Source organism: Pyxidicoccus caerfyrddinensis, from assembly GCF_010894405.1.
Taxonomy (GTDB): domain Bacteria; phylum Myxococcota; class Myxococcia; order Myxococcales; family Myxococcaceae; genus Myxococcus; species Myxococcus caerfyrddinensis.
This window is the reverse complement of record NZ_JAAIYA010000015.1, coordinates 161,775-179,746: the sequence shown is the minus strand read 5'-3', so window position 1 is coordinate 179,746 and position 17,972 is coordinate 161,775. Positions and strand designations below refer to the sequence as shown.

Sequence of the window (17,972 nt, the reverse complement as noted above, 5' to 3'; positions counted from 1 at the left end):
GATGACTCGGGGTGCGCGTGGGCCGTCCCCGCGCGACAGGCCTGGCGAACGCCGCTACCCTGCGGCTCGCATGGCACAACCCGCCCCCCAGCGTCCCCTGCCCCCCTCTTCTCCCGACGCGTCCCCCTCTTCGGAGCTCGTCCAGCCCCGCTTCGGCTGGCTGCCCGAGGTGGGCACGTGGAAGTACCACGCGCTGCTGAGCGCGGTGGCGCTCCTCATCCTCGGCCCGCTGGGCGGCATCGCCGCCTCGTACATGAACTTCAGCGTGGGCTTCTTCGTGGGCGGCCAGGTGCTGGCGGGAATCCTGGGCAGCGCCGTCACCTACGGCTACGGCGCGGAGGGCAAGCACGGCGCCAACTACATGCAGACGATGGCCGCGTCGGTGGCCTCGCTGTGCGCCATGTCCGTGCTCATCCAGGCCATGGTGTGGCTGGGCATGGAGATGCCGCCCGCCTGGCAGCTCATCCTCTTCGTCGGCTGCGTGGGCATGTTCGCCGTGGGCGTGGGCATGCTCTACACGCCGCTGCTCGTGGACAAGCTGCAGCTCGACTACCCGTCGGGCCTGGCCGTCGCGAACATCCTCCGCGCGCTCACCGACAAGCGGCTGCTCAAGGCGTCCATCTCCAAGCTGGGCGGCGGCACGCTGCTGGGCGCGGTGACGGCGTGGATGACGGAAAAGGTCGCCTTCGTGGCCTCCATCGGCACGAGCGCGGCCACGGTGGGCGCCGGCATGATTGTCGGCAGCCGCATCACCGTGCCCGCCATCGTCATGGCCGTCATCGGCGCGCGGGTGACGCCCTACCTGCGAGAGATTGGCTGGCTGGCGCCGAGCGATCCGTTCCGCAAGGTGGGCTTCCTGCTGGGGCTGGCCATGATTTGCGGCGCGGCGGCGGTGGACCTGTCGCTGCTCGCGGTGCAGGCCGCGGCACGCATCCGCTCGCGTGCCACGGCGGTGGCGGACGCCGAGGAAGAGTCCTGGAAGAAGGTCAACATGGGCCGGCTGGTGGCCTGGGTGTTGGGCTGGGGCGCGGCGACGTTGCTGGTGGGGACGCTGGTGCTGCATCAGCCGCTGGGCTGGCTCCTGCTGGGGCTCGCGCTGGCGCTGCTGTTCGTGCTCATCAACGGCATCTCCTACGGCATCACCGACCAGAACCCCATCTCCAGCGCGTTCGTCATCTCCGTCATGCTGATGTCGCTGATGGGGCTGAAGAACCCGCTGGTGGGGTTGATGGGCGCCACCATCCTGCTCATCTCCACGTCCGTGGGCTGTGACATGCAGCAGGACCGCTCCACCGGCTGGCGGCTGGGCACCAACCGCGTCATCCAGTTCCGCTACCAGGTGCTCGGCGTCATCATGGGCGCACTGCTGTGCGTGGGGCTGGCGCGCGTGTTCATGACGGCCTACCCCGCGCTCACCATCAACCAGCTCGACAACCCCAAGGCCGAGGTGGGCCAGTGGGGCTCCGCCATGACGTACAAGCTGGTGGGCGCCATCCGCGGGCTGGGCACGCTGTCGGACGCCACGGTGAAGCTGCTGCTCATCGGCCTGGCCATCGGCTTCGTCATCCAGGCGGTGCGCAAGGGCGTGCTGAGCCGCCCCGGCTACCAGCGCTTCATCAAGGGCTCCCGCCTGGGCTTCGCGGTGGGCTGGGCCATGGACTCGCTGCTGCTCTCCAGCCCCTACGCGTCGTCGTTCGGCGGCTTCGTGAACTTCCCGGCGGCGCTGTGGTTCGGCGCGGGCGGCATCTTCACCTCGCTGTGGAACACGCTGGCGCAGCGCGGTCAGAAGTCGCACGCCGCGGGCAGCCCCGGCGAGGGCGAGGCCCTCCCCGAGGACATGAGCAGCATGTCCCTGGTGGGCGGCGGCCTCATCGCCGGCGAGTCGCTCTTCTTCCTCATCGCCGGGATGATTGGCCTGCTGTCGCTGCTGGCGTGAGGCGGCGGGCCGCGCGCCCGCCTGCCTGTTTCACGACTGCATGAAAGCCCCCGCCCCGGAGGTCGACTTGACTTTCCGTGCGGAGGCTTGCACCTTGTTCAGCGTGAGCTTCGTCAATTTCACCACTGCGACCACCACCACGACTCGCTTCGGCGGGCGTGGAGCGGTGCGCGTCGCGTGGTGAGCTGACGAACGCACGGTTCCCTGCCCCGCCTTCTCCGGCCGGGGCAACCGTGCGCTCACTTCAGCGCTCCGTCCGGATGGGCCTTTCACCACTTCCGAAACGGAGTTGCACATGCTTGACGAACACGACCACCGCTCGCTGGGCCAGCGCCTGGACCTCTTCCACCTGCAGGAGGAGGCCCCGGGCATGGTGTTCTGGCACCCGCGCGGGTTGATGCTGTACCGGCTGCTGGAGGACCACGTCCGCCGGCGCATGCAGGCGGAGGGCTACAGCGAAGTCCGTACGCCGCAAGTCTACGCGCAGCCGCTGTGGGAGCGCAGCGGCCACTGGGAGAACTTCCGCGAGAACATGTTCCTGGTGGAGGACGGCGAGCGTCACCTCGCCTTGAAGCCGGTGAGCTGCCCGGGCCACATCGAGCTCGTGCAGCGCATGGCCCCCAGCTACCGGGATTTGCCCCTGCGGCTGGGGGAGTTCGGCCTCGTCCACCGCAGCGAGCCGGGCGGCGCGCTGCACGGCCTGTTCCGCCTGCGCCAGTTCACGCAGGACGACGGCCACATCTTCTGCGCCGAGGACCAGGTGCAGCAGGAGGTGGTCCGCTTCGCGCGCTCGCTGAAGGACTTCTACGCGGGCCTCGGCTTCGACGAGGTGCAGGTGGCCTTCTCCAGCCGTCCGGCCCAGCGCGCCGGCGGCGACGAGAGCTGGGACAAGGCCGAGTCCTGGCTGCTGGCCGCGGCGAAGGACGCCGGGCTGGAGTGCCTCATGCAGCCGGGCCAGGGCGCCTTCTACGGGCCCAAGCTGGAGTTCGTCCTCAAGGACAGGCTCGGCCGCGCGTGGCAGTGCGGGACGATTCAGCTGGACCTGGTGCTGCCCGAGCGCTTCGACCTGCGCTACGTGGACGCCTCGGGTGCGCGAGTCAGGCCGGTGATGCTTCACCGCGCGCTGCTCGGCAGCCTGGAGCGATTCATCGGCGTGCTGCTGGAGCACCACGGCGGCGCGCTGCCGGCGTGGCTCGCCCCGGAGCAGGTGGTGGTGGCCTCCGTGGGTGAGGCGGCCGCGGACTACTCGGAGCGCTTCGCCGCCCGGCTGCGCGAGTCGGGCTGTCGCGCCCGCGCGGACGTCCGGGGTGAGTCGCTGTCGAGGAAGATTGTCGACGCGCGCGGAGCTGGCGCGCCGTGGCTGGTGGTGGTGGGCGCTCGTGAGGTGGAGGCCGGCGGCGTACGCCTGCGCCAGCGCGACGGCTCACAGAAGGACCTGCGCTGGGACGACGCGGTCGCGGAATTGGTGGCCGCGTGCCGTCCGGCGGCGGACGCCTGAGTCGGGAGACGGCCCGCCCCTTCCGCATGGGAGGGGCGGGCTGTCCACGATGGACACCACTCCGCTCAGTAGAATAGCAGCTCCGGCTGGGCCGCCTTGACCGTGACGATGTCTCCCACGTTGCCCGCCTTGGAGGCGTCACCAGCCGCCGTGGACTTCGTGCCTTCTCCGCCATCCCCCGCGCAGGCGCCGCCACCACCGCCGGCCTGCGACAGCGTGGTGGCCGTGCCCGAGACGGCCGACGCGCCCGCGGTGCCACCGCTCACCTGGACGTTGGCGGAATTCATGATGACGGGCGTGTTCGCGCTGAGGAACTGGATGATGCCTCCGCCGCCTCCGCCGCCTCCGCCGTACATCTGCCCCGCCACCGGGCTGGAGCCATTCCAGCCAACAGCCCCGTTGCCGCCATTCGCGTAGAGCTTGCCGGTGGTGTCCACGGTGATGGTGCCGCGGGAGATGAGGCTGAGGACCCCGCCACCACCGCCGCCGCCGCCCGCCACGGGTGTCGGCGAGCCGGCGGGCCGGTTGATGGTGGGAATGCTGTTGTTGATGCCCTGGCGGCCGTTCACGTCGATATAGCCGCGGATGATGATGTTGCCCTTGGCGGCGAGGATGAGCCGCCCGCCACCGTCGCCGCCGAGGATGTCGGAGTTCGTCGTCGAGCGGTAGCCGTTGCCGCCCCCCAGCAGGTCGGCGCGGGAGACCAGGGCCGAGCGCCCCAGGTCCAGCCCCTTTCCCCCCAGGTAGTTGAAGGAGGCGGACATGGCGATGCCCTTCTGCGACGGGTTGAGGGTCTGAATCTGGAAGTCGGGGCTGACGATGATGGCGCCGCTCTGACCGATGATGATGTCGCCCGTGGCGCGAATCATCGTCCCGCTCGACACGATGAGTGTGCCGTCGATGGTCACGTTGTGGAACATCAGGTTGGCGCCAGCGGGCTGGGGGTAGTTCCCGGCCTGGAAGAACCGTGGATTTGCGAAGGAGGAGAGGCTGAAGTCCCCCGCGGAGCCGTCGCCGTAGGCGAACGCGAGCGCCCCGGACTCACCCACGGGCCCCTGCGTGCCCGTGTCGCCCGTGGTGCCCTGCGGGCCCACCGGACCGGTGTCGCCGGTGTCGCCCTTGGGGCCCTGGGGCCCCACCGCCCCCACCGCGCCGGTGTCGCCCTTGGGACCCAGCGGCCCCTGCGGGCCCACCTCGCCCGTGTCACCCCTGGGCCCCTGTGGGCCCACCGGGCCCGTCTCGCCCCTGAGTCCCTGCGCGCCGTTGCAGAGGTACTTCGTGGCCGACGCGTTCACCTCGCCTTCTTCATCCAGATCGCCGTCGCCGTTCCGGTCGATTCCGGTCTCCATCCGGACGCCGCCGAAACCACAGTTGGCGCCCACGGGCTCGGGCGTGGTGACCAGCAGGGCGCTCAGTCCCTGTGGACCTTGCGGTCCTCCCGCGGGGCCCGCGGGCCCCTGGGGACCCTGCGGACCTTGAGGGCCCTGGGCACCTTGCGAGCCCTGCGGGCCTTGAGGACCCACGGAGCCGTCGGAGCCCGTCGAGCCCTTGCAGGCGGCCACGCCCAGAAGCCCTGTCACGAGTGCCACACGCAGCACCTGCGTACGGCCAATCACCACCGAAAGAGGGACGCGCATTTGAACCCCCAACCAGGAAGACGCACGGGTCCGGGAGCAGCCCCGGACCGCGAATGCAGGGGTGCGGGGCCGCGCACACCGGAGAACGGCAGGGGGGCATTCTGGCCCCACTCGCGCGCCGCGCGCCAGCGTTCTCCGGTCCGTCAGGTGGACATGTCGCCCCAGGTGCGCGGTCGGCCCGGGTCCGGAGCCGTCCTGACGCAAGGCACTACACCGGCCGTCCCCATCCCCCTGGCAAGCCCCGTGCGCGCCCGCCGCCCGGTCGGAGCTGCCGCGCCCGCCCGCGTGAAGGCGGGCGGGCGGCGAGGAGCATCAGGCCTGGTGGAGGCGCTCCAGCACCACGCCCGCGTGCAGCACCTCCTCGGGGACGGTGGCCAGGTCATCCAGGCTCAGGATGCCCACCGGCCTCCGCTCCTCGTCCACCACGACGAGGCGGCGCACCATCTTCTCCTCCATCAACTGCTCCGCCACGTCGAGCGTCGCGTCCGCGTCGCAGGTGATGACGATGGACGTCATCACCTCGCGCACGAGCGTGGTGTTCGGGTCCTGGCCGAGCGCGGCGCTGCGCACGGTGATGTCCCGGTCCGTCAGCATGCCCACGAGCTGCCCGCCTTCCACGACAGGGAGGGAGCCGATGTTGCAGGTGCGCATCCTCAGGGCCGCGGCGCGCACGGGCTCGCCCGCCTCGATGGTCTCCAGGTTCTTGGTCATCAACTCGCCAATCCGCATCGGTGGTGCCTCCTCCGCGAGATGTCCGTCGTCCCTACGCTGGGTGCCCCCCGGAGTCCCCGCTGGCCGGCACCCGAGGCATGGACGCGGAGCGGGCCAGTGGACAACACGCCGCTCACCTGGCTGCCCTCCAGGCGCGACGGCGAGGCAGGATGCGCATCTGAGTATTTCCCAGGCCCTTCCCCGGGCCCCGAAAGGAGCATGAAGGCATGGCGGACAAGCTCATCCTCAGCGACGACGAGTGGCGCAAGCGCCTCACCCCGGAGGAGTACGACGTCCTGCGCAGGCACGGGACGGAGCGTCCGGGCTCGGGGTGCTTCCTGGGGACGAAGACGCCTGGCACGTACGTGTGCGCCGGCTGCGGCAACCCGCTGTTCAAGGCGGGCACCAAGTTCGAGTCCGGCACCGGGTGGCCGTCCTTCACCCAGCCGCTGACCGCGGACTCGGTGACGGAGGTGCATGACCGCTCGTACGGCATGGTGCGCACCGAGGTCCGCTGCGCGCGGTGCGACGGCCACCTGGGCCACGTCTTCCCGGACGGCCCGCCGCCCACGGGCCTGCGCTACTGCATGAACTCCGTGGCCATGAAGCACGTGCCGGAAGGCCAGCCACTGGAGCTCGTGAAGGCCTGAGCCGCACGAAACGCGAGCCCGCCTCTTTTGACTTTGACAGGCGGTGCCCTGCTACGACCAGGCAGGGCACCCTGTCGGCGAGGCTCAGCCCAGCCAGGCGCGGGCGTTGCGGAACATGCGCATCCACGGCCCGTCGTCGCCCCACTCGCGCGGACGCCACGAGTGCTGCACGGAGCGGTGCACGCGCTCGGGGTGCGGCATGGTGATGGAGAAGCGTCCGTCGCGCGTGGTCAGCCCGGCGATGCCGTGGGGCGAGCCGTTGGGGTTCGCGGGGTACGTCGCCGTCACCTTGCCGTGGTTGTCCACGTAGCGCGTGGTGACGAAGCCCAGCGCGTTGACGCGCGTGGCCTCCGCGTCGTCGGGGAACTCCGCGCGGCCCTCGCCGTGCGAGGAGACGATGAGCATCCGGCTGCCGACCATGCCCCGGTAGAAGAGGGACGGCGTGTCCGCCACCTCCACCGTCACCAGGCGCGCCTCGAACTGCTCCGAGGCGTTGCGCACGAAGCGGGGGAAGTGCTCGGCGCCCGGAATCATGTCCTTGAGCTGCGCCATCATCTGGCAGCCGTTGCACGCGCCCAGGCCGAAGCTGTCCGGCCGCGCGAAGAACTCGGCGAACGCGTCACGCGCGCGCGGGTTGAACAGGATGGACTTGGCCCACCCGCCGCCCGCGCCCATGACGTCTCCGTAGGAGAAGCCGCCGCAGGCCATGATGCCCTGGAAGTCCTTCAGCGACACCCGCCCGGCGAGGATGTCGCTCATGTGGACGTCCACCGCCGAGAAGCCGGCGCGGGTGAAGGCCGCCGCCATCTCCTGCTGGCTGTTGACGCCCTGCTCGCGCAGCACCGCCACGCGAGGCTTCGCGCCCTTCGCGATGAACGGCGCCGCCACGTCCTGCGCCGGCTCGAAGCTGAGCTTCGGCGAGAGGCCCGGGTCCGCCGGGTCGCACTTCGCGGCGTACTCCTGCTCGGCGCAGACGGGGTTGTCGCGCAGCAGCTGCATCTCGTAGCTGACGCGAGACCACGTCCGGCGCAGGGCCATGGTGCCCTCCGCCATCCGCGCGTCGCCGTGGCGCACCCGCACCTCCAGCGCCGCCGTGGGCCGGCCCACCTCATGGCAGTGCGCCGACAGGCCGTGCTGTCCCAGCACGTCGCGCACGCGCGCCACGTCGCCCGCGCGCACCTGCACCACCGCGCCCAGCTCCTCGTTGAAGAGGGCCGCCACCGCGTCGCCGCCCAGCGCGGACACGTCCACGTCCAGGCCGCAGTGGCCCGCGAAGGCCATCTCGCAAAGCGTGGCCCACAGGCCGCCGTCGGAGCGGTCGTGGTAGGCCAGCAGCCTGCCCTCCGCGTTCAAGGTCTGCACCGCCGCGAAGAAGCCCTTCAGCAGCGCCGCGTCCTCCACGTCCGGGCAGTCGGGGCCCACCTGCCCGTAGACGTGCGCCGCCACCGAGCCGCCCAGCCGCTGCTTGCCGCGCGCCAGGTCCAGGAACAACAGCCGCGTGTCCTCGCCCACGTCCACCAGCTGCGGCGTGAGCGACTGGCGCACGTCCAGCACCGGGGCGAAGGCGGAGATGATGAGCGACACCGGCGCCGTCACCGCCTTGCGCGCGCCGTCCTCCTCCCAGACGGTGCGCATGGACATGGAGTCCTTGCCCACGGGGATGGTGAGCCCCAGGGCCGGGCACAGCTCCATGCCCACAGCCTGCACCGCGGCGAAGAGGTTGGCGTCCTCGCCGGGGCTGCCCGCCGCCGCCATCCAGTTGGCGGAGAGCTTCACGTCGGACAGCTTGCCGATGCGCGCGGCGGCGATGTTGGTAATCGCCTCACCCACGGCCATGCGCGCGGAGGCCGCCGCGTTGATGATGGCGAGCGGCGTGCGCTCGCCCATGGACATGGCCTCGCCCGTGGTGCTCGTCACGGTGGACAGCGTCACGGCGCAGTCCGCGACCGGCACCTGCCACGGGCCCACCATCTGGTCCCGGTTGACGTGGCCGGACACCGTGCGGTCGCCAATGGTGATGAGGAAGGTCTTGTCCGCCACCGTCGGGTGGCCCAGCACGCGCTCGGCCAAATCCCTCAGCGACACGTCCAGCTTCAGCGGCGGCAGGGCCAGCGGGCGGGACGTGACGTCGCGGTGCATGCGCGGCGGCTTGCCGAACAACACGTCCATGGGCAGGTCGATGGGCGTGACGCCGAGCTGCGAGTCCCCGAGCTTCAGCACCTGCTCACCGGTGGCGTCGCCCAGCACGGCGAAGGGAGCGCGCTCGCGCTCGCACAGGGCGGCGAAGCGCGACAGGTCCTCCGGGGCCACGCCGAGCACGTAGCGCTCCTGCGCCTCGTTGCACCAGATTTCGACCGGAGCCATGCCGGGCTCGGCATTGGGCACGTTGCGCAGCTCGAGACGGCCACCGAGGTCGTTGTCGTGGGCCAGCTCCGGCACCGCGTTGGACAGGCCGCCCGCGCCCACGTCGTGGATGGAGCGGATGGGGTTGGTGTCGCCCATCGCCCAGCAGCGGTCGATGACCTCCTGGCAGCGCCGCTCCATCTCCGCGTTGTCACGCTGCACGGAGGCGAAGTCGAGGTCCGCCGCGCTCGCGCCCTGTGCCATGGAGGACGCGGCGCCACCGCCCAGGCCGATGAGCATGGCCGGCCCGCCGAGGACGATGAGCTTGTCCCCGGGCTGGAGGCGGCCCTTCTGCACGTGCGGCGCGCGGATGTTGCCCAGGCCGCCGGCAATCATGATGGGCTTGTGGTAGCCGCGCACCTCCACGCCCTGCGGCGTGGGCACCTGCGCCTCGAAGCTGCGGAAGTAGCCAGCGAGGTTGGGACGGCCGAACTCGTTGTTGAAGGCGGCGCCGCCGAGCGGGCCGTCAATCATGATGTCCAGCGCGGAGACGATGCGGTCCGGCTTGCCGTAGGGCTGCTCCCACGGACGCTCGAAGCCGGGGATGCGCAGGTGGCTGACGGTGAAGCCGGTGAGGCCCGCCTTCGGCTTGGCGCCGCGACCGGTGGCGCCCTCGTCGCGAATCTCTCCGCCCGCGCCGGTGGCGGCGCCCGGGTACGGAGAAATCGCCGTCGGGTGGTTGTGCGTCTCCACCTTGATCATGATGTGGGCCGGCTCGCGCACGGCGCCCCACTCCCCCGTCTCCGGGTGGGGGAAGAAGCGGTCCACCTCGAAGCCCTCGATGACGGCGGCGTTGTCCTTGTACGCGGAGAGCACGCCCGCCTTGTTCTGGGCGTAGGTGTTCTTGATGGCCTGGAAGAGCGAGCGCTCCTGCGGCTTGCCGTCGATGGTCCACGACGCGTTGAAGATCTTGTGCCGGCAGTGCTCGCTGTTGGCCTGCGCGAACATCATCAGCTCGACGTCGGTGGGGTTGCGCTTCAGCTCGGTGAAGCGCTCCACCAAGTAGTCGATTTCGTCGTCAGCCAGCGCGAGGCCCAGCTCCCGGTTGGCATTGGCCAGCGCCGCGCGGCCACCGCCGAGCACGTCCACGGTGGTGAGGGGACGCGGCGTGTGCGCCTCGAAGAGGACGGCGGCGTCTTCCAGGCGGCCCATCACCGCCTGCGTCATCCGGTCATGCAGCACCGGCGACAGGCGCTCCAGCTCCTCGGGCTGCAGTGCGCGCGCGTCGGGCCCGGCGACGTAGAACGCGATACCGCGCTCCATGCGGTGGACCTTGTCGCCCAGGCCGCAGTTGTGCGCGATATCGGTGGCCTTGGAGGACCAGGGAGAGATGGTGCCCGGGCGGGGCACCACCAGCAGCAGGCTGCCCTTGCGCTCTCCGGCGGCCACGCGGGGGCCGTACTCGAGGAGGCGGCCGAGGGTGGCCTGCCCTGCCTCGGAGAAGGCGGCCGAGGCGTCGATGAAGTGCACGAACTCCGCGTAGACGGACGACACGGAGGGCACCTGCTCGCGGCACCGGGCAAGGAGCTTGGCGAGCCGGAATTCAGAGAGGGCCGGAGCCCCACGCAGGATGTGCATGCTGGACATGGGAATGGGAGTGGCTCTGGGTAACAGCCGGGGCGTCCTTATCACCGCGCGTCGGGGCGGTGAGGGAAGAGTTGCCCCCGGGTTGCCCGCTGCACGGACGGACAGGCGTCACGGTGGGAGCCGCCCGCACGTCAGAGCCTGCGAAGCGCTCGCGATAGCCGGGGAAACACCGCGCGCTCAGTACCCGCCCGGGCCAGGCCCGGCTGCCCGGGCTGGGGCCGCGTGGCGAGGACGCGCACCCGGCCAGTGGGCCGCGGTCCCCGACGGCGGCGGTGGTAAAGAACACTGGTGTCGACACCACCGCGGAGCTAATCCCGTCGCATGACTCGTCACGCTTGGCTGGGATTGACGCTCTTGACCGCCTGCGCTCCGAACGACATCGCGCGGACGTCCTGTCAAAGCGTGATGATGGCCACGCACGACCCGTGGGAGTGCACGCTCAGCGGTGAGCGAATCGGACGCGCGTCGTCAATCGCGTTCGACACGGAGTCGAGGAACCACGTCGCCCAGGTGAAGTTCACCATGAAAGTCACCAAGGGGACGCTGCGGGTCAGTTACCGCGATCTCGACGGCAACAAGCAGCTCACCGTGACTCCGGCGTCGCCGGCATCGATCGAGATGCAGACGCGCCTCCACCGCGAGAGCCGCTCGTTCACGCTGTATTTCGAGCCCCTCGGCGGGCACGTCGAGGGACTGACGGGGACGGTCGACTACTCCACGCCGTGAGGAAGAGCCGGCGCCGGGGGGGCCATCCCCCTACCGGTAGTCCACGTGCAGGGCCGGGGCGTAGTCGATGGAGCCGCCCGTCTGCTCGAGGCTGCAGTAGCTCGTGACCTGGTTCTGGTTGTCCCAGGTCTGCCCGCCCCAGGTCGGCACGCGATCCGTGATCGGGGACTGCCCCACGTAGAGGCCGTTCGAGGCCCAGGTCCCGCTCGCCCAGTTCTTCACGAGGGTCGTCACGTCCCAGGCCTGCGCGCCGCCGGCCGTCGGCGCCGGCAGCCACCACGAGCCTGCCGTGTAGACCTGAGGCAGCGTGTTGAAGGTCACCGTGGACGGGTTCCAGGGCCCGGCGAGCGCCCGGACCAGGTAGCGCGCGTCGGACACAGGGTGTGGGGCGAGGGCGCAGGGGTACATCACGAGCGCCGCCACGAGCACGTTCCTCCCCGAGAGCGCCGCCGTGTCGAACCGGAGCGCCGAGCCACCACAGTTGTGGAAGAGGGCCTGCCCGCCCGGGCCGATGGTCCAGGTGAAGAAGCAGCCCACCTCATTCGGTCCGGAGGGGAGGGTCACGTTCTGGTTGGCGTACAGCGCGGTGCTCTCCATCACGGTGGCGTCACCGGTCGTGCGCAGCACTGCGCGGGTCGCGGTGATGAACGAGACCACGTTGGAGGGCGCGGAGCTCGTCGTCCCCTTCACCGCGCGCACGCGCATCCAATAGGCCGTCGCGGGCGTGAGGCCGCTCACGCTCGTCATGGTCACGTTGGCGCCGAGGCGGAAGGCCTCGGTGAAGGGCCCCGCCGCCGCGGTGGCGTACTCCACGGAGTACCCCGTCTCGTCCTGGGCCACGTCGATCCAGGCGAGGCTCACGCTCGTCGCGGAGGTGACCGTCGCGGCAAGCCCGGTGGGCGCGGCGATGACGACAGGCGACGCCGTCGTCGCCGAGACTGGCGCCGTGTAGCCCGAGGGCGACCACGGCGGCCCGGAGGGCGAGGGGGCGTTGAGGGGGAGCGTGCGGAACCGGTAGTGGTAGGGGGTGCCCGGCGCGAGGCCCGTGTCATCCCACGTGCCGTTGGGCGGCCCGCCGAAGACGAAGTTGCCGAAGCGGGCCACCTCGGCCCAGGGGCCGGTGGCGGACGGCGCGCGCTCGATTGCGACGCCGCCGCAGATGTTCCAGGTCCAGCCGAGCCGGAGCGAGGTCTGCGACAGCGCGGAAGCCGACGTGCCCTCCATGGCCGGGCACAACGTGGCGACGACGATGGGGCCGATGTAGACTGCGACCTGCACCCAGGCGGAGGCGCCCGCGGCACTCACGGCCCGCACGCGGTAGTTGTTGCTGCCGAAGACCGGGCTCTCGTGCACCCAGCCGGTCGAGCCCGCGGGGAGCGTGACTGTCGAGCCCCAGGAGACGAACTCGGTGGAGTGCTGCACCTCGTAGGCGGTCTCGTCGGTCGCGGCGTCGGTCCAGGAGAGCCGCGCCACGCTGGCGGAGGCAACCACCTCCTGCACGCCGGTGAGGCCGGTCGGCGCGTTGGGCGGCGCCGCCGCGGCCGTGCTCACACTCACGACGGAGGTGAACGCCGACGCGCCGGCGCCATTCACCGCGCGCACCCGGTAGAAGTAGGTGCTCCCGGTGGCGAGGCCCATATCGCCGTAGCCCAGGGCCGAGGCAGGTGGGCTCGCGATGAGCGCGAAGGGCCCGCCGCTTGCGACGGAACGCTCGACCTCGAAGCCGGTGAAGGTTCCGGACGGCGGCACCCAGGTGAGCTCCACCCCCTGGGAGCTCGTGGCCCGCGCGACGAGGTTCGTGGGCGCGGATGGCGCTGCCACACCGCCGTCGTCTCCTCCCCCGCCGTCTGCTCCGCCGCCGTCTGCTCCGCCGCCGTCTCCTCCGCCGCCATCTCCTCCACCCCCATCGCCGCCGCCTGCTCCACCACCGTCTCCTCCGTCCCTGGCGGCTCCTTGGCCGCCGTCTGCTTCTTCATCGCCGGCCCCGTCGGTGGGCCCGCCGCCGCACGCGGCAAGCGCCACGAGCGCGACCAGGAGGAGTGCAGGGTAGGTGCGGGGCGAGGCGCGAGGCATGGAGACTCCGGTTGAGAGGAACATCGAGGCCGACTATTCCCCTGGCCCGCGGCACGGGGGGAGGTGCACTGGCGACAAGTCGGCTGGGCCACCCCTGAGTGGGGGTAGGAGGCTGGCTCACCCTCACTTCGAGCGAAGCGGCCGCCCGCGACGTATCCTGTGGCCACGCCGCCAGCGACCGGAGCAGCCGTGCCCCCCGGCATCCCCACCATCACCCTCGACCCGCGCTCCAACCGCCCGGTCTACCTGCAGATTGCGCATGCGCTCATGTCCGAGATTCACCGCGGCCGGTTCCGGCCCGGCGACGCGCTCCCGGGCTACCGCACGCTCGCGCAGGGGCTGGGCGTGTCCCGCAACACGGTGATGGCCGCCTACCGCGAGCTCGCCGACGAGGGATGGCTGGTGGCGGCGCCGGGCGAGGGGAGCACCGTCGCACCCACGCCGCCGCGGCGCCTTCCGGGCGCCTCCGAGCCCCCGCCCGGGCCCGCGGCGGAGCTCACGGGCGCCGGCATGGGCTTCGACCTCCGCCGGCCCCCCGACCCCGCGGTGCCCGACGCCGCCCGCAATCTGCTCCGCGTCGCCACCGGCAACCCCGACCCGCGCCTCCTGCCTGGCGCCGCGCTCGCGCGGGCCTACCGCCGCGCGCTCACCGTGAACCCGCGCGGCACGCTCGCGGTGGACGACCCGCAGGGCCACCCCACCCTGCGCGAGGCGCTCGCGCGCACGCTGCGCACGGCCCGCGGCGTCGCCGCCGCGCCCGAGCGCCTGGTGGTCACCCGCGGCGGGCAGCTGCCGCTGGCCCTCGTTGCCCACGCCCTGCTCGGGCCAGGCGACGCGGTGGCGGTCGAGGCGCTCGGCGCCCGGGACGCGTGGGAGGCGTGCGCCCGCGCCGGCGCGCGCTGCCTGCCGGTGCCGGTGGATGCTCAGGGGCTCGACGTGGACACCCTCGAGCGGCTCCTCACGACGGAGCGGCTGCGCGCGGTGCTCATCACCCCGGTGCGCCAGTACCCCTCGGTGGTCGCGCTCTCGCCGGAGCGCCGGGCGCGGCTGCTCGCCCTCGCGGCGCGCCACCGGTTCGCCGTGCTGGAGTCCGAGCACGACGCCGAGTTCCAGTTCGAAGGAGCGCTGCCCCTGCCGCTCGCCGCGGAGGACCGCGCGGGCGTGGTGGTGCTGGTGGGCTCCCTCTCGAAAATCTTCAGCCCCGGGCTCCGCCTCGGCTTCGTCCACGCGCCCGCGCCGCTCGTGGCACAGCTGCGCTCCGCCCGCGACGCCCTCGACCGCCACGGTGACCCCGCGCTCGAGCGGGCGATGGCGGAGCTGCTCGAGGACGGCGAGATTGAGCGCCACCTCAACCGCATGCACCCCATCTACCGCCACCGCCGCGACGTGCTCGCGAACGCGCTCTTGGAGCACCTCGGTGCCGCGCTCACCTTCGACCCGCCCACGGGCGGCCTCGCCCTGTGGGCCCGCACGCGAGAGGGGCTGGACGTGGACGCCTGGGCGCGGCGCGGCCTCGAGCGCGGGGTCTCCTTCCAGGCCGGCCGGCAGTTCGCCTTCGACGGCGGCGCCGTCCCGGGGCTGCGCATCGGGTTCTCCAACTACGGCGACGCAGAGCTGGTCGAAGTCGCACGGCGGATGGGCGAGGCCCTCCCGGAGGGGCGATGACGGTGGAGCTGCAGCCGCTGGACGGGCGCGTCGTGCTCAAGGGGCTGCTCGGGGAGGGCGGGATGGGCCACGTCCACCGCGCCTTCGACTCCACGCTCGAGCGCGCGGTGGCGGTGAAGTTCCTGCGCGGCGACGACCCGCGCGAGACCGAGCGGCTCGTCCTCGAGGCGCGGCTGCAGGCGCGAGTGGAGCATGAGAACGTGGTCCGCGTGCACGCGGTCGGCTCGCTGGAGGGCCGCGCGTGCCTCGTGCTCCAGCTCGTCGAGGGGAAGACGCTCGCGGACCTCGCCGCGGGCCTCCCGCTCGCCACCCGGGTCGAGCTGGTGCGCCAGGCGGCCCTCGGGCTCGACGCCGCCCACCGACAGGGGCTCGTGCACCGCGACGTGAAGCCCGACAACGTGATGGTGGAGGAGGGGCCGGGCGTGCCGCTGGCGAGGCTCGGTGACTTCGGCCTCGCCCGCGGCGAGGAGGGCGGGCTCTCCCACTCCGGCTTCCCGGCGGGCACGCTCGAGTACATGGCCCCCGAGCAGCTCGCCAGCGCGGGCCCGGTGGACTTCCGCGCCGACGTCTATGCGCTCGGCGCCACCCTCTACGCGGTGCTCGCCGGGCACCCGCCGTTCCACGGGCTCGCCGAGGCGACGGGGCGCTCCGAGCCAGCGAGCCTGCTGCGCCGCATCCTCGCCGATGAGCCGCCGGCCCTCGGCGCAGCGGTCCCCCGCGAGCTGGCGCTCGTGGCCGCGTGCGCGATGGAGAGGGAACCGGCCGCGCGCTACCCCTCGGCGCTCGCGTTCGCCGAGGACCTCGGCCGCTTCCAGCGCAACGAGCCGGTGCTGGCTCGGCCGCCGACGCTCGCCTACCGCGCCACGAAGTGGGCGCGGCGCAACCCGGTGGCGGCGCGCGCCGCCGCCGTGGCGGCGGCGGCGGTGGTGCTCGGCGTGGCCTGGGCCGCGTTCGCCGAGCGGCGGGCGGGCCTGGACGCGCTCGAGGCCGCGCGGCTGGGCGCCGAGGCGCAGCGAATGGAGAGCGCGATGCGCATCGCGCACCTGTCGCCCGCGCACGACCTCTCGCCGGTGTACGCGGCCATCCGCTCCACCGTGGACGAGCTGCGGCGCGCGGACGGCAGCGCCGGAGCGGCCGCGCGGGCCTTCGCCATCGGGCGCGGCCTCCAGCTCCTCCATGACGCCGACCCGGCCCGCGAGGCGCTCGAGCGGGCGTGGACGCTCGGGTTCCATCACCCCGAGGCGGCGCTCGCGCTCGGCCTGCTGGACGGCGAGCGCTACGCGCGCGAGCGCGCGCAGCTCCCGCGCATCGACGACCCGAAGCGGAAGGAAGGCCGGATCGCCGCGCTCCGGGCGCGCTTCCGCGAGCCCGCCGTGGCGCGCCTGCGGCTCGTCCCCACCGCGACCGACGCCGACCGAAACCTCCTCGAGGCCCGCATCGCGTTCGTGGAGGAGCGTCATGCCGACGCCGCCGCGCTCGCCCGGAGGGCGCGCGAGGCCGGGGCCGACCCGCTCGAGGCGAGCACACTCGAGGGCGAGGCCTGGCTGCGCCGCTCCCTCGAGGTCTACGAGACGCGCGACCTTGACGGGACGCTCACGCCCCTCGCCGAGGCCCTCCCGGCGCTCCGGCGCGCGGCCGAGATAGGACGCAGCGCCCCCCGACCCCGCCTCCTGCTCGCCCAGGCGCTCATGCACGAGGGCGTGGTCCGCCAGCAGCGCGAGCCGGTCCGCGCCGACCGCTTCGAACCGGCGCTCGCCGTCCTCGCCGAGGGGCTCGCCCTGGACCCGAAGGACCCGGACCTGCTGGTCGTGCGCTCCGAGATTTTCGCGGAGAAGGGGCGGATCGCACGCATGCTCGGCACCGACCCGGGCCCGGGCCTCCTCGCCGCGGTCACCTCCGCCGACGCCGCGACGCGGGCCGCGCCGGCGAACCGCTCCGCATGGGAGCGGCTCGCCTGGGCTTGCCTCAATTACGCTCGCGAGCTGCGCGATGCCCATTACGAGGTGGGCTGGGCCTGGGAGAAGGGCATCGCGGCGGCGACGCGCGCGGGCGGGCTCTCTCCCGAGTCGAGCACACCGCCCTCGCTGCTCTCGCAGATGTACGCGGACCGCGCCGAGACCACCGGCATCCGCGGCGGCGACGCGACCGAGGACACCGAGGCGGCGCTCGTCGCGGCGCGCCGGGTGGCGGAGATTGGAGACCGCCCCATCGTGTCGCGCATCATGCTCGCCCAGGCCATACGCCAGGACGCCACCCGGCGCTGGTCGGCCGGCGAGGCGGCCGACGCGCGCTTTGAGGAGGCGACCCGCATCATCGGCGAGGCCTTCTCGAGGGGCGAGGCCCAGTCGGCGCTCGCCGGCTTCGGCGTGCAGATTGCGGTCCTCTGGGCCGAGGCCGTGCTCCTCGAGGGACGGGGGCCAGACGCCGCGCTGGCCGCGGTGGCTCCCTGGGCCGCGACGCTGCGGACGCGCCTCGACACCGACATCATCGCCGCCGCCCAGCTCGCCGAGCTCGAGGTGCTCGAGGTACAGGCCGCGGTGCTGGCGGGACGGGACCCCGGGCCAGAGCTCGCCCGGGCCTGGCCGCTGCTCGAGAAGGTGGTGAAGGCCGGGGTCTACCCGGCGATGCGGGGCCGGATGGCGGAGGTCGAGCTGCACCGCGCGGCGTGGCTGGCCAGCCGCGGCCTCGACCCCCTCCCGGCCCTCACCGCCGCCGACCGGTACGCGCAGCTCATGAAGGCGGAGGATGCGAGCAGCCCCGACGGCTGGCGCCTCGAGACGGAGGTCGTGCTCGCACGGCCCTCGCCGCTGGCGGCCGACCTCGCCCGGGCGCGCGCCGCCATCGACAAGTCCCTGACCTTCATGCCGGAGGACCCGCGCCTCCTCGCCCTCCGCGGCCACGTGCTCGCCGCGTCGGGGGACCTCGCGGGCGCACGCGCCACACTCGAGCAGGCCCGGACGCGGAACGGCCGTCTGGCGTGGGTCAAGTCACTGCAGGCCAGGTTGCATTAGCGCGTCTCGGGGGGGTGGCCCCGCGCGCCCGGCCGCCAGGCAGGGGCCCCGATGACAGAGGCCCGGCCGCCCGTC

General features: G+C 72.6%; 11 protein-coding genes. 6 read left to right on the top strand and 5 right to left on the bottom strand.

The window, feature by feature from the left end; genetic code table 11:
• Positions 1–70: 70 nt before the first annotated feature.
• Both G4D86_RS31925 and thrS read left to right on the top strand, forming a co-directional pair.
• Positions 71–1,936 carry an OPT/YSL family transporter gene (locus tag G4D86_RS31925; RefSeq protein ID WP_163997868.1) on the top strand — a complete coding sequence of 622 codons (1,866 nt, stop codon included), beginning with the start codon at positions 71–73 and terminating at the stop codon, positions 1,934–1,936.
• Between the two features lie 295 nt (positions 1,937–2,231).
• A complete protein-coding gene (thrS, locus tag G4D86_RS31920; protein ID WP_163997867.1) occupies positions 2,232–3,434 on the top strand; it encodes a threonine--tRNA ligase in 1,203 nt (400 codons plus the stop codon).
• 65 nt (positions 3,435–3,499) lie between these two features.
• On the opposite strand, the gene G4D86_RS31915 is transcribed toward thrS, so the two are convergent.
• Complete coding sequence (locus G4D86_RS31915; protein ID WP_163997866.1) at positions 3,500–5,071, bottom strand: DUF7151 family protein; 1,572 nt, start codon at positions 5,069–5,071, stop codon at positions 3,500–3,502.
• A 312-nt stretch (positions 5,072–5,383) separates the two neighbouring features.
• The gene (locus G4D86_RS31910; RefSeq protein ID WP_163997865.1) at positions 5,384–5,800 is read right to left on the bottom strand and encodes a CBS domain-containing protein; all 417 of its coding nucleotides are present in this window, start codon (positions 5,798–5,800) and stop codon (positions 5,384–5,386) included.
• Between the two features lie 209 nt (positions 5,801–6,009).
• Between G4D86_RS31910 and msrB the strand changes: the two genes are divergently transcribed.
• Positions 6,010–6,432, top strand: a complete 423-nt coding sequence (msrB, locus tag G4D86_RS31905; RefSeq protein WP_163997864.1) for a peptide-methionine (R)-S-oxide reductase MsrB — start codon at positions 6,010–6,012, stop codon at positions 6,430–6,432.
• 84 nt (positions 6,433–6,516) lie between these two features.
• On the opposite strand, the gene purL is transcribed toward msrB, so the two are convergent.
• Positions 6,517–10,422, bottom strand: a complete 3,906-nt coding sequence (gene purL, locus G4D86_RS31900) for a phosphoribosylformylglycinamidine synthase (RefSeq protein ID WP_205519901.1) — start codon at positions 10,420–10,422, stop codon at positions 6,517–6,519.
• A gap of 395 nt (positions 10,423–10,817) precedes the next feature.
• Positions 10,818–10,946 (bottom strand): hypothetical protein, encoded by a 129-nt coding sequence (locus G4D86_RS53930; RefSeq protein ID WP_275899167.1) that lies wholly within the window; start codon positions 10,944–10,946, stop codon positions 10,818–10,820.
• Between G4D86_RS53930 and G4D86_RS31895 the strand changes: the two genes are divergently transcribed.
• Positions 10,945–11,148: a hypothetical protein gene (locus G4D86_RS31895; RefSeq protein ID WP_163997863.1), complete on the top strand. Its 204-nt coding sequence runs from the start codon at positions 10,945–10,947 to the stop codon at positions 11,146–11,148. The genes G4D86_RS53930 and G4D86_RS31895 overlap by 2 nt on opposite strands.
• A 30-nt stretch (positions 11,149–11,178) precedes the next feature.
• Here G4D86_RS31895 and G4D86_RS31890 read toward each other — a convergent pair whose 3' ends face one another.
• Positions 11,179–12,969 carry a fibronectin type III domain-containing protein gene (locus G4D86_RS31890; RefSeq protein ID WP_163997862.1) on the bottom strand — a complete coding sequence of 597 codons (1,791 nt, stop codon included), beginning with the start codon at positions 12,967–12,969 and terminating at the stop codon, positions 11,179–11,181.
• A gap of 441 nt (positions 12,970–13,410) precedes the next feature.
• Between G4D86_RS31890 and G4D86_RS31885 the strand changes: the two genes are divergently transcribed.
• Together G4D86_RS31885 and G4D86_RS53925 are read left to right on the top strand one after the other, a co-directional pair.
• On the top strand, positions 13,411–14,886 hold the full coding sequence (locus tag G4D86_RS31885; protein WP_240360582.1) for an aminotransferase-like domain-containing protein: 1,476 nt from the start codon (positions 13,411–13,413) through the stop codon (positions 14,884–14,886).
• Complete coding sequence (locus G4D86_RS53925; protein ID WP_163997861.1) at positions 14,883–17,897, top strand: serine/threonine-protein kinase; 3,015 nt, start codon at positions 14,883–14,885, stop codon at positions 17,895–17,897. The genes G4D86_RS31885 and G4D86_RS53925 overlap by 4 nt, the downstream gene beginning before the upstream one ends.
• The last annotated feature ends 75 nt before the right edge of the window (positions 17,898–17,972 follow it).

What these genes read in the sequence shown, in the direction of transcription:
- G4D86_RS31925 (WP_163997868.1), top strand. Translation starts at nt 71, where the DNA reads ATGGCACAACCCGCCCCCCAGCGTCCCCTGCCCCCCTCTTCTCCCGAC.
- thrS (WP_163997867.1), top strand. Translation starts at nt 2,232, where the DNA reads ATGCTTGACGAACACGACCACCGCTCGCTGGGCCAGCGCCTGGACCTC.
- G4D86_RS31915 (WP_163997866.1), bottom strand. Translation starts at nt 5,071, where the DNA reads ATGCGCGTCCCTCTTTCGGTGGTGATTGGCCGTACGCAGGTGCTGCGT.
- G4D86_RS31910 (WP_163997865.1), bottom strand. Translation starts at nt 5,800, where the DNA reads ATGCGGATTGGCGAGTTGATGACCAAGAACCTGGAGACCATCGAGGCG.
- msrB (WP_163997864.1), top strand. Translation starts at nt 6,010, where the DNA reads ATGGCGGACAAGCTCATCCTCAGCGACGACGAGTGGCGCAAGCGCCTC.
- purL (WP_205519901.1), bottom strand. Translation starts at nt 10,422, where the DNA reads ATGTCCAGCATGCACATCCTGCGTGGGGCTCCGGCCCTCTCTGAATTC.
- G4D86_RS31895 (WP_163997863.1), top strand. Translation starts at nt 10,945, where the DNA reads ATGAAAGTCACCAAGGGGACGCTGCGGGTCAGTTACCGCGATCTCGAC.
- G4D86_RS53930 (WP_275899167.1), bottom strand. Translation starts at nt 10,946, where the DNA reads ATGGTGAACTTCACCTGGGCGACGTGGTTCCTCGACTCCGTGTCGAAC.
- G4D86_RS53925 (WP_163997861.1), top strand. Translation starts at nt 14,883, where the DNA reads ATGACGGTGGAGCTGCAGCCGCTGGACGGGCGCGTCGTGCTCAAGGGG.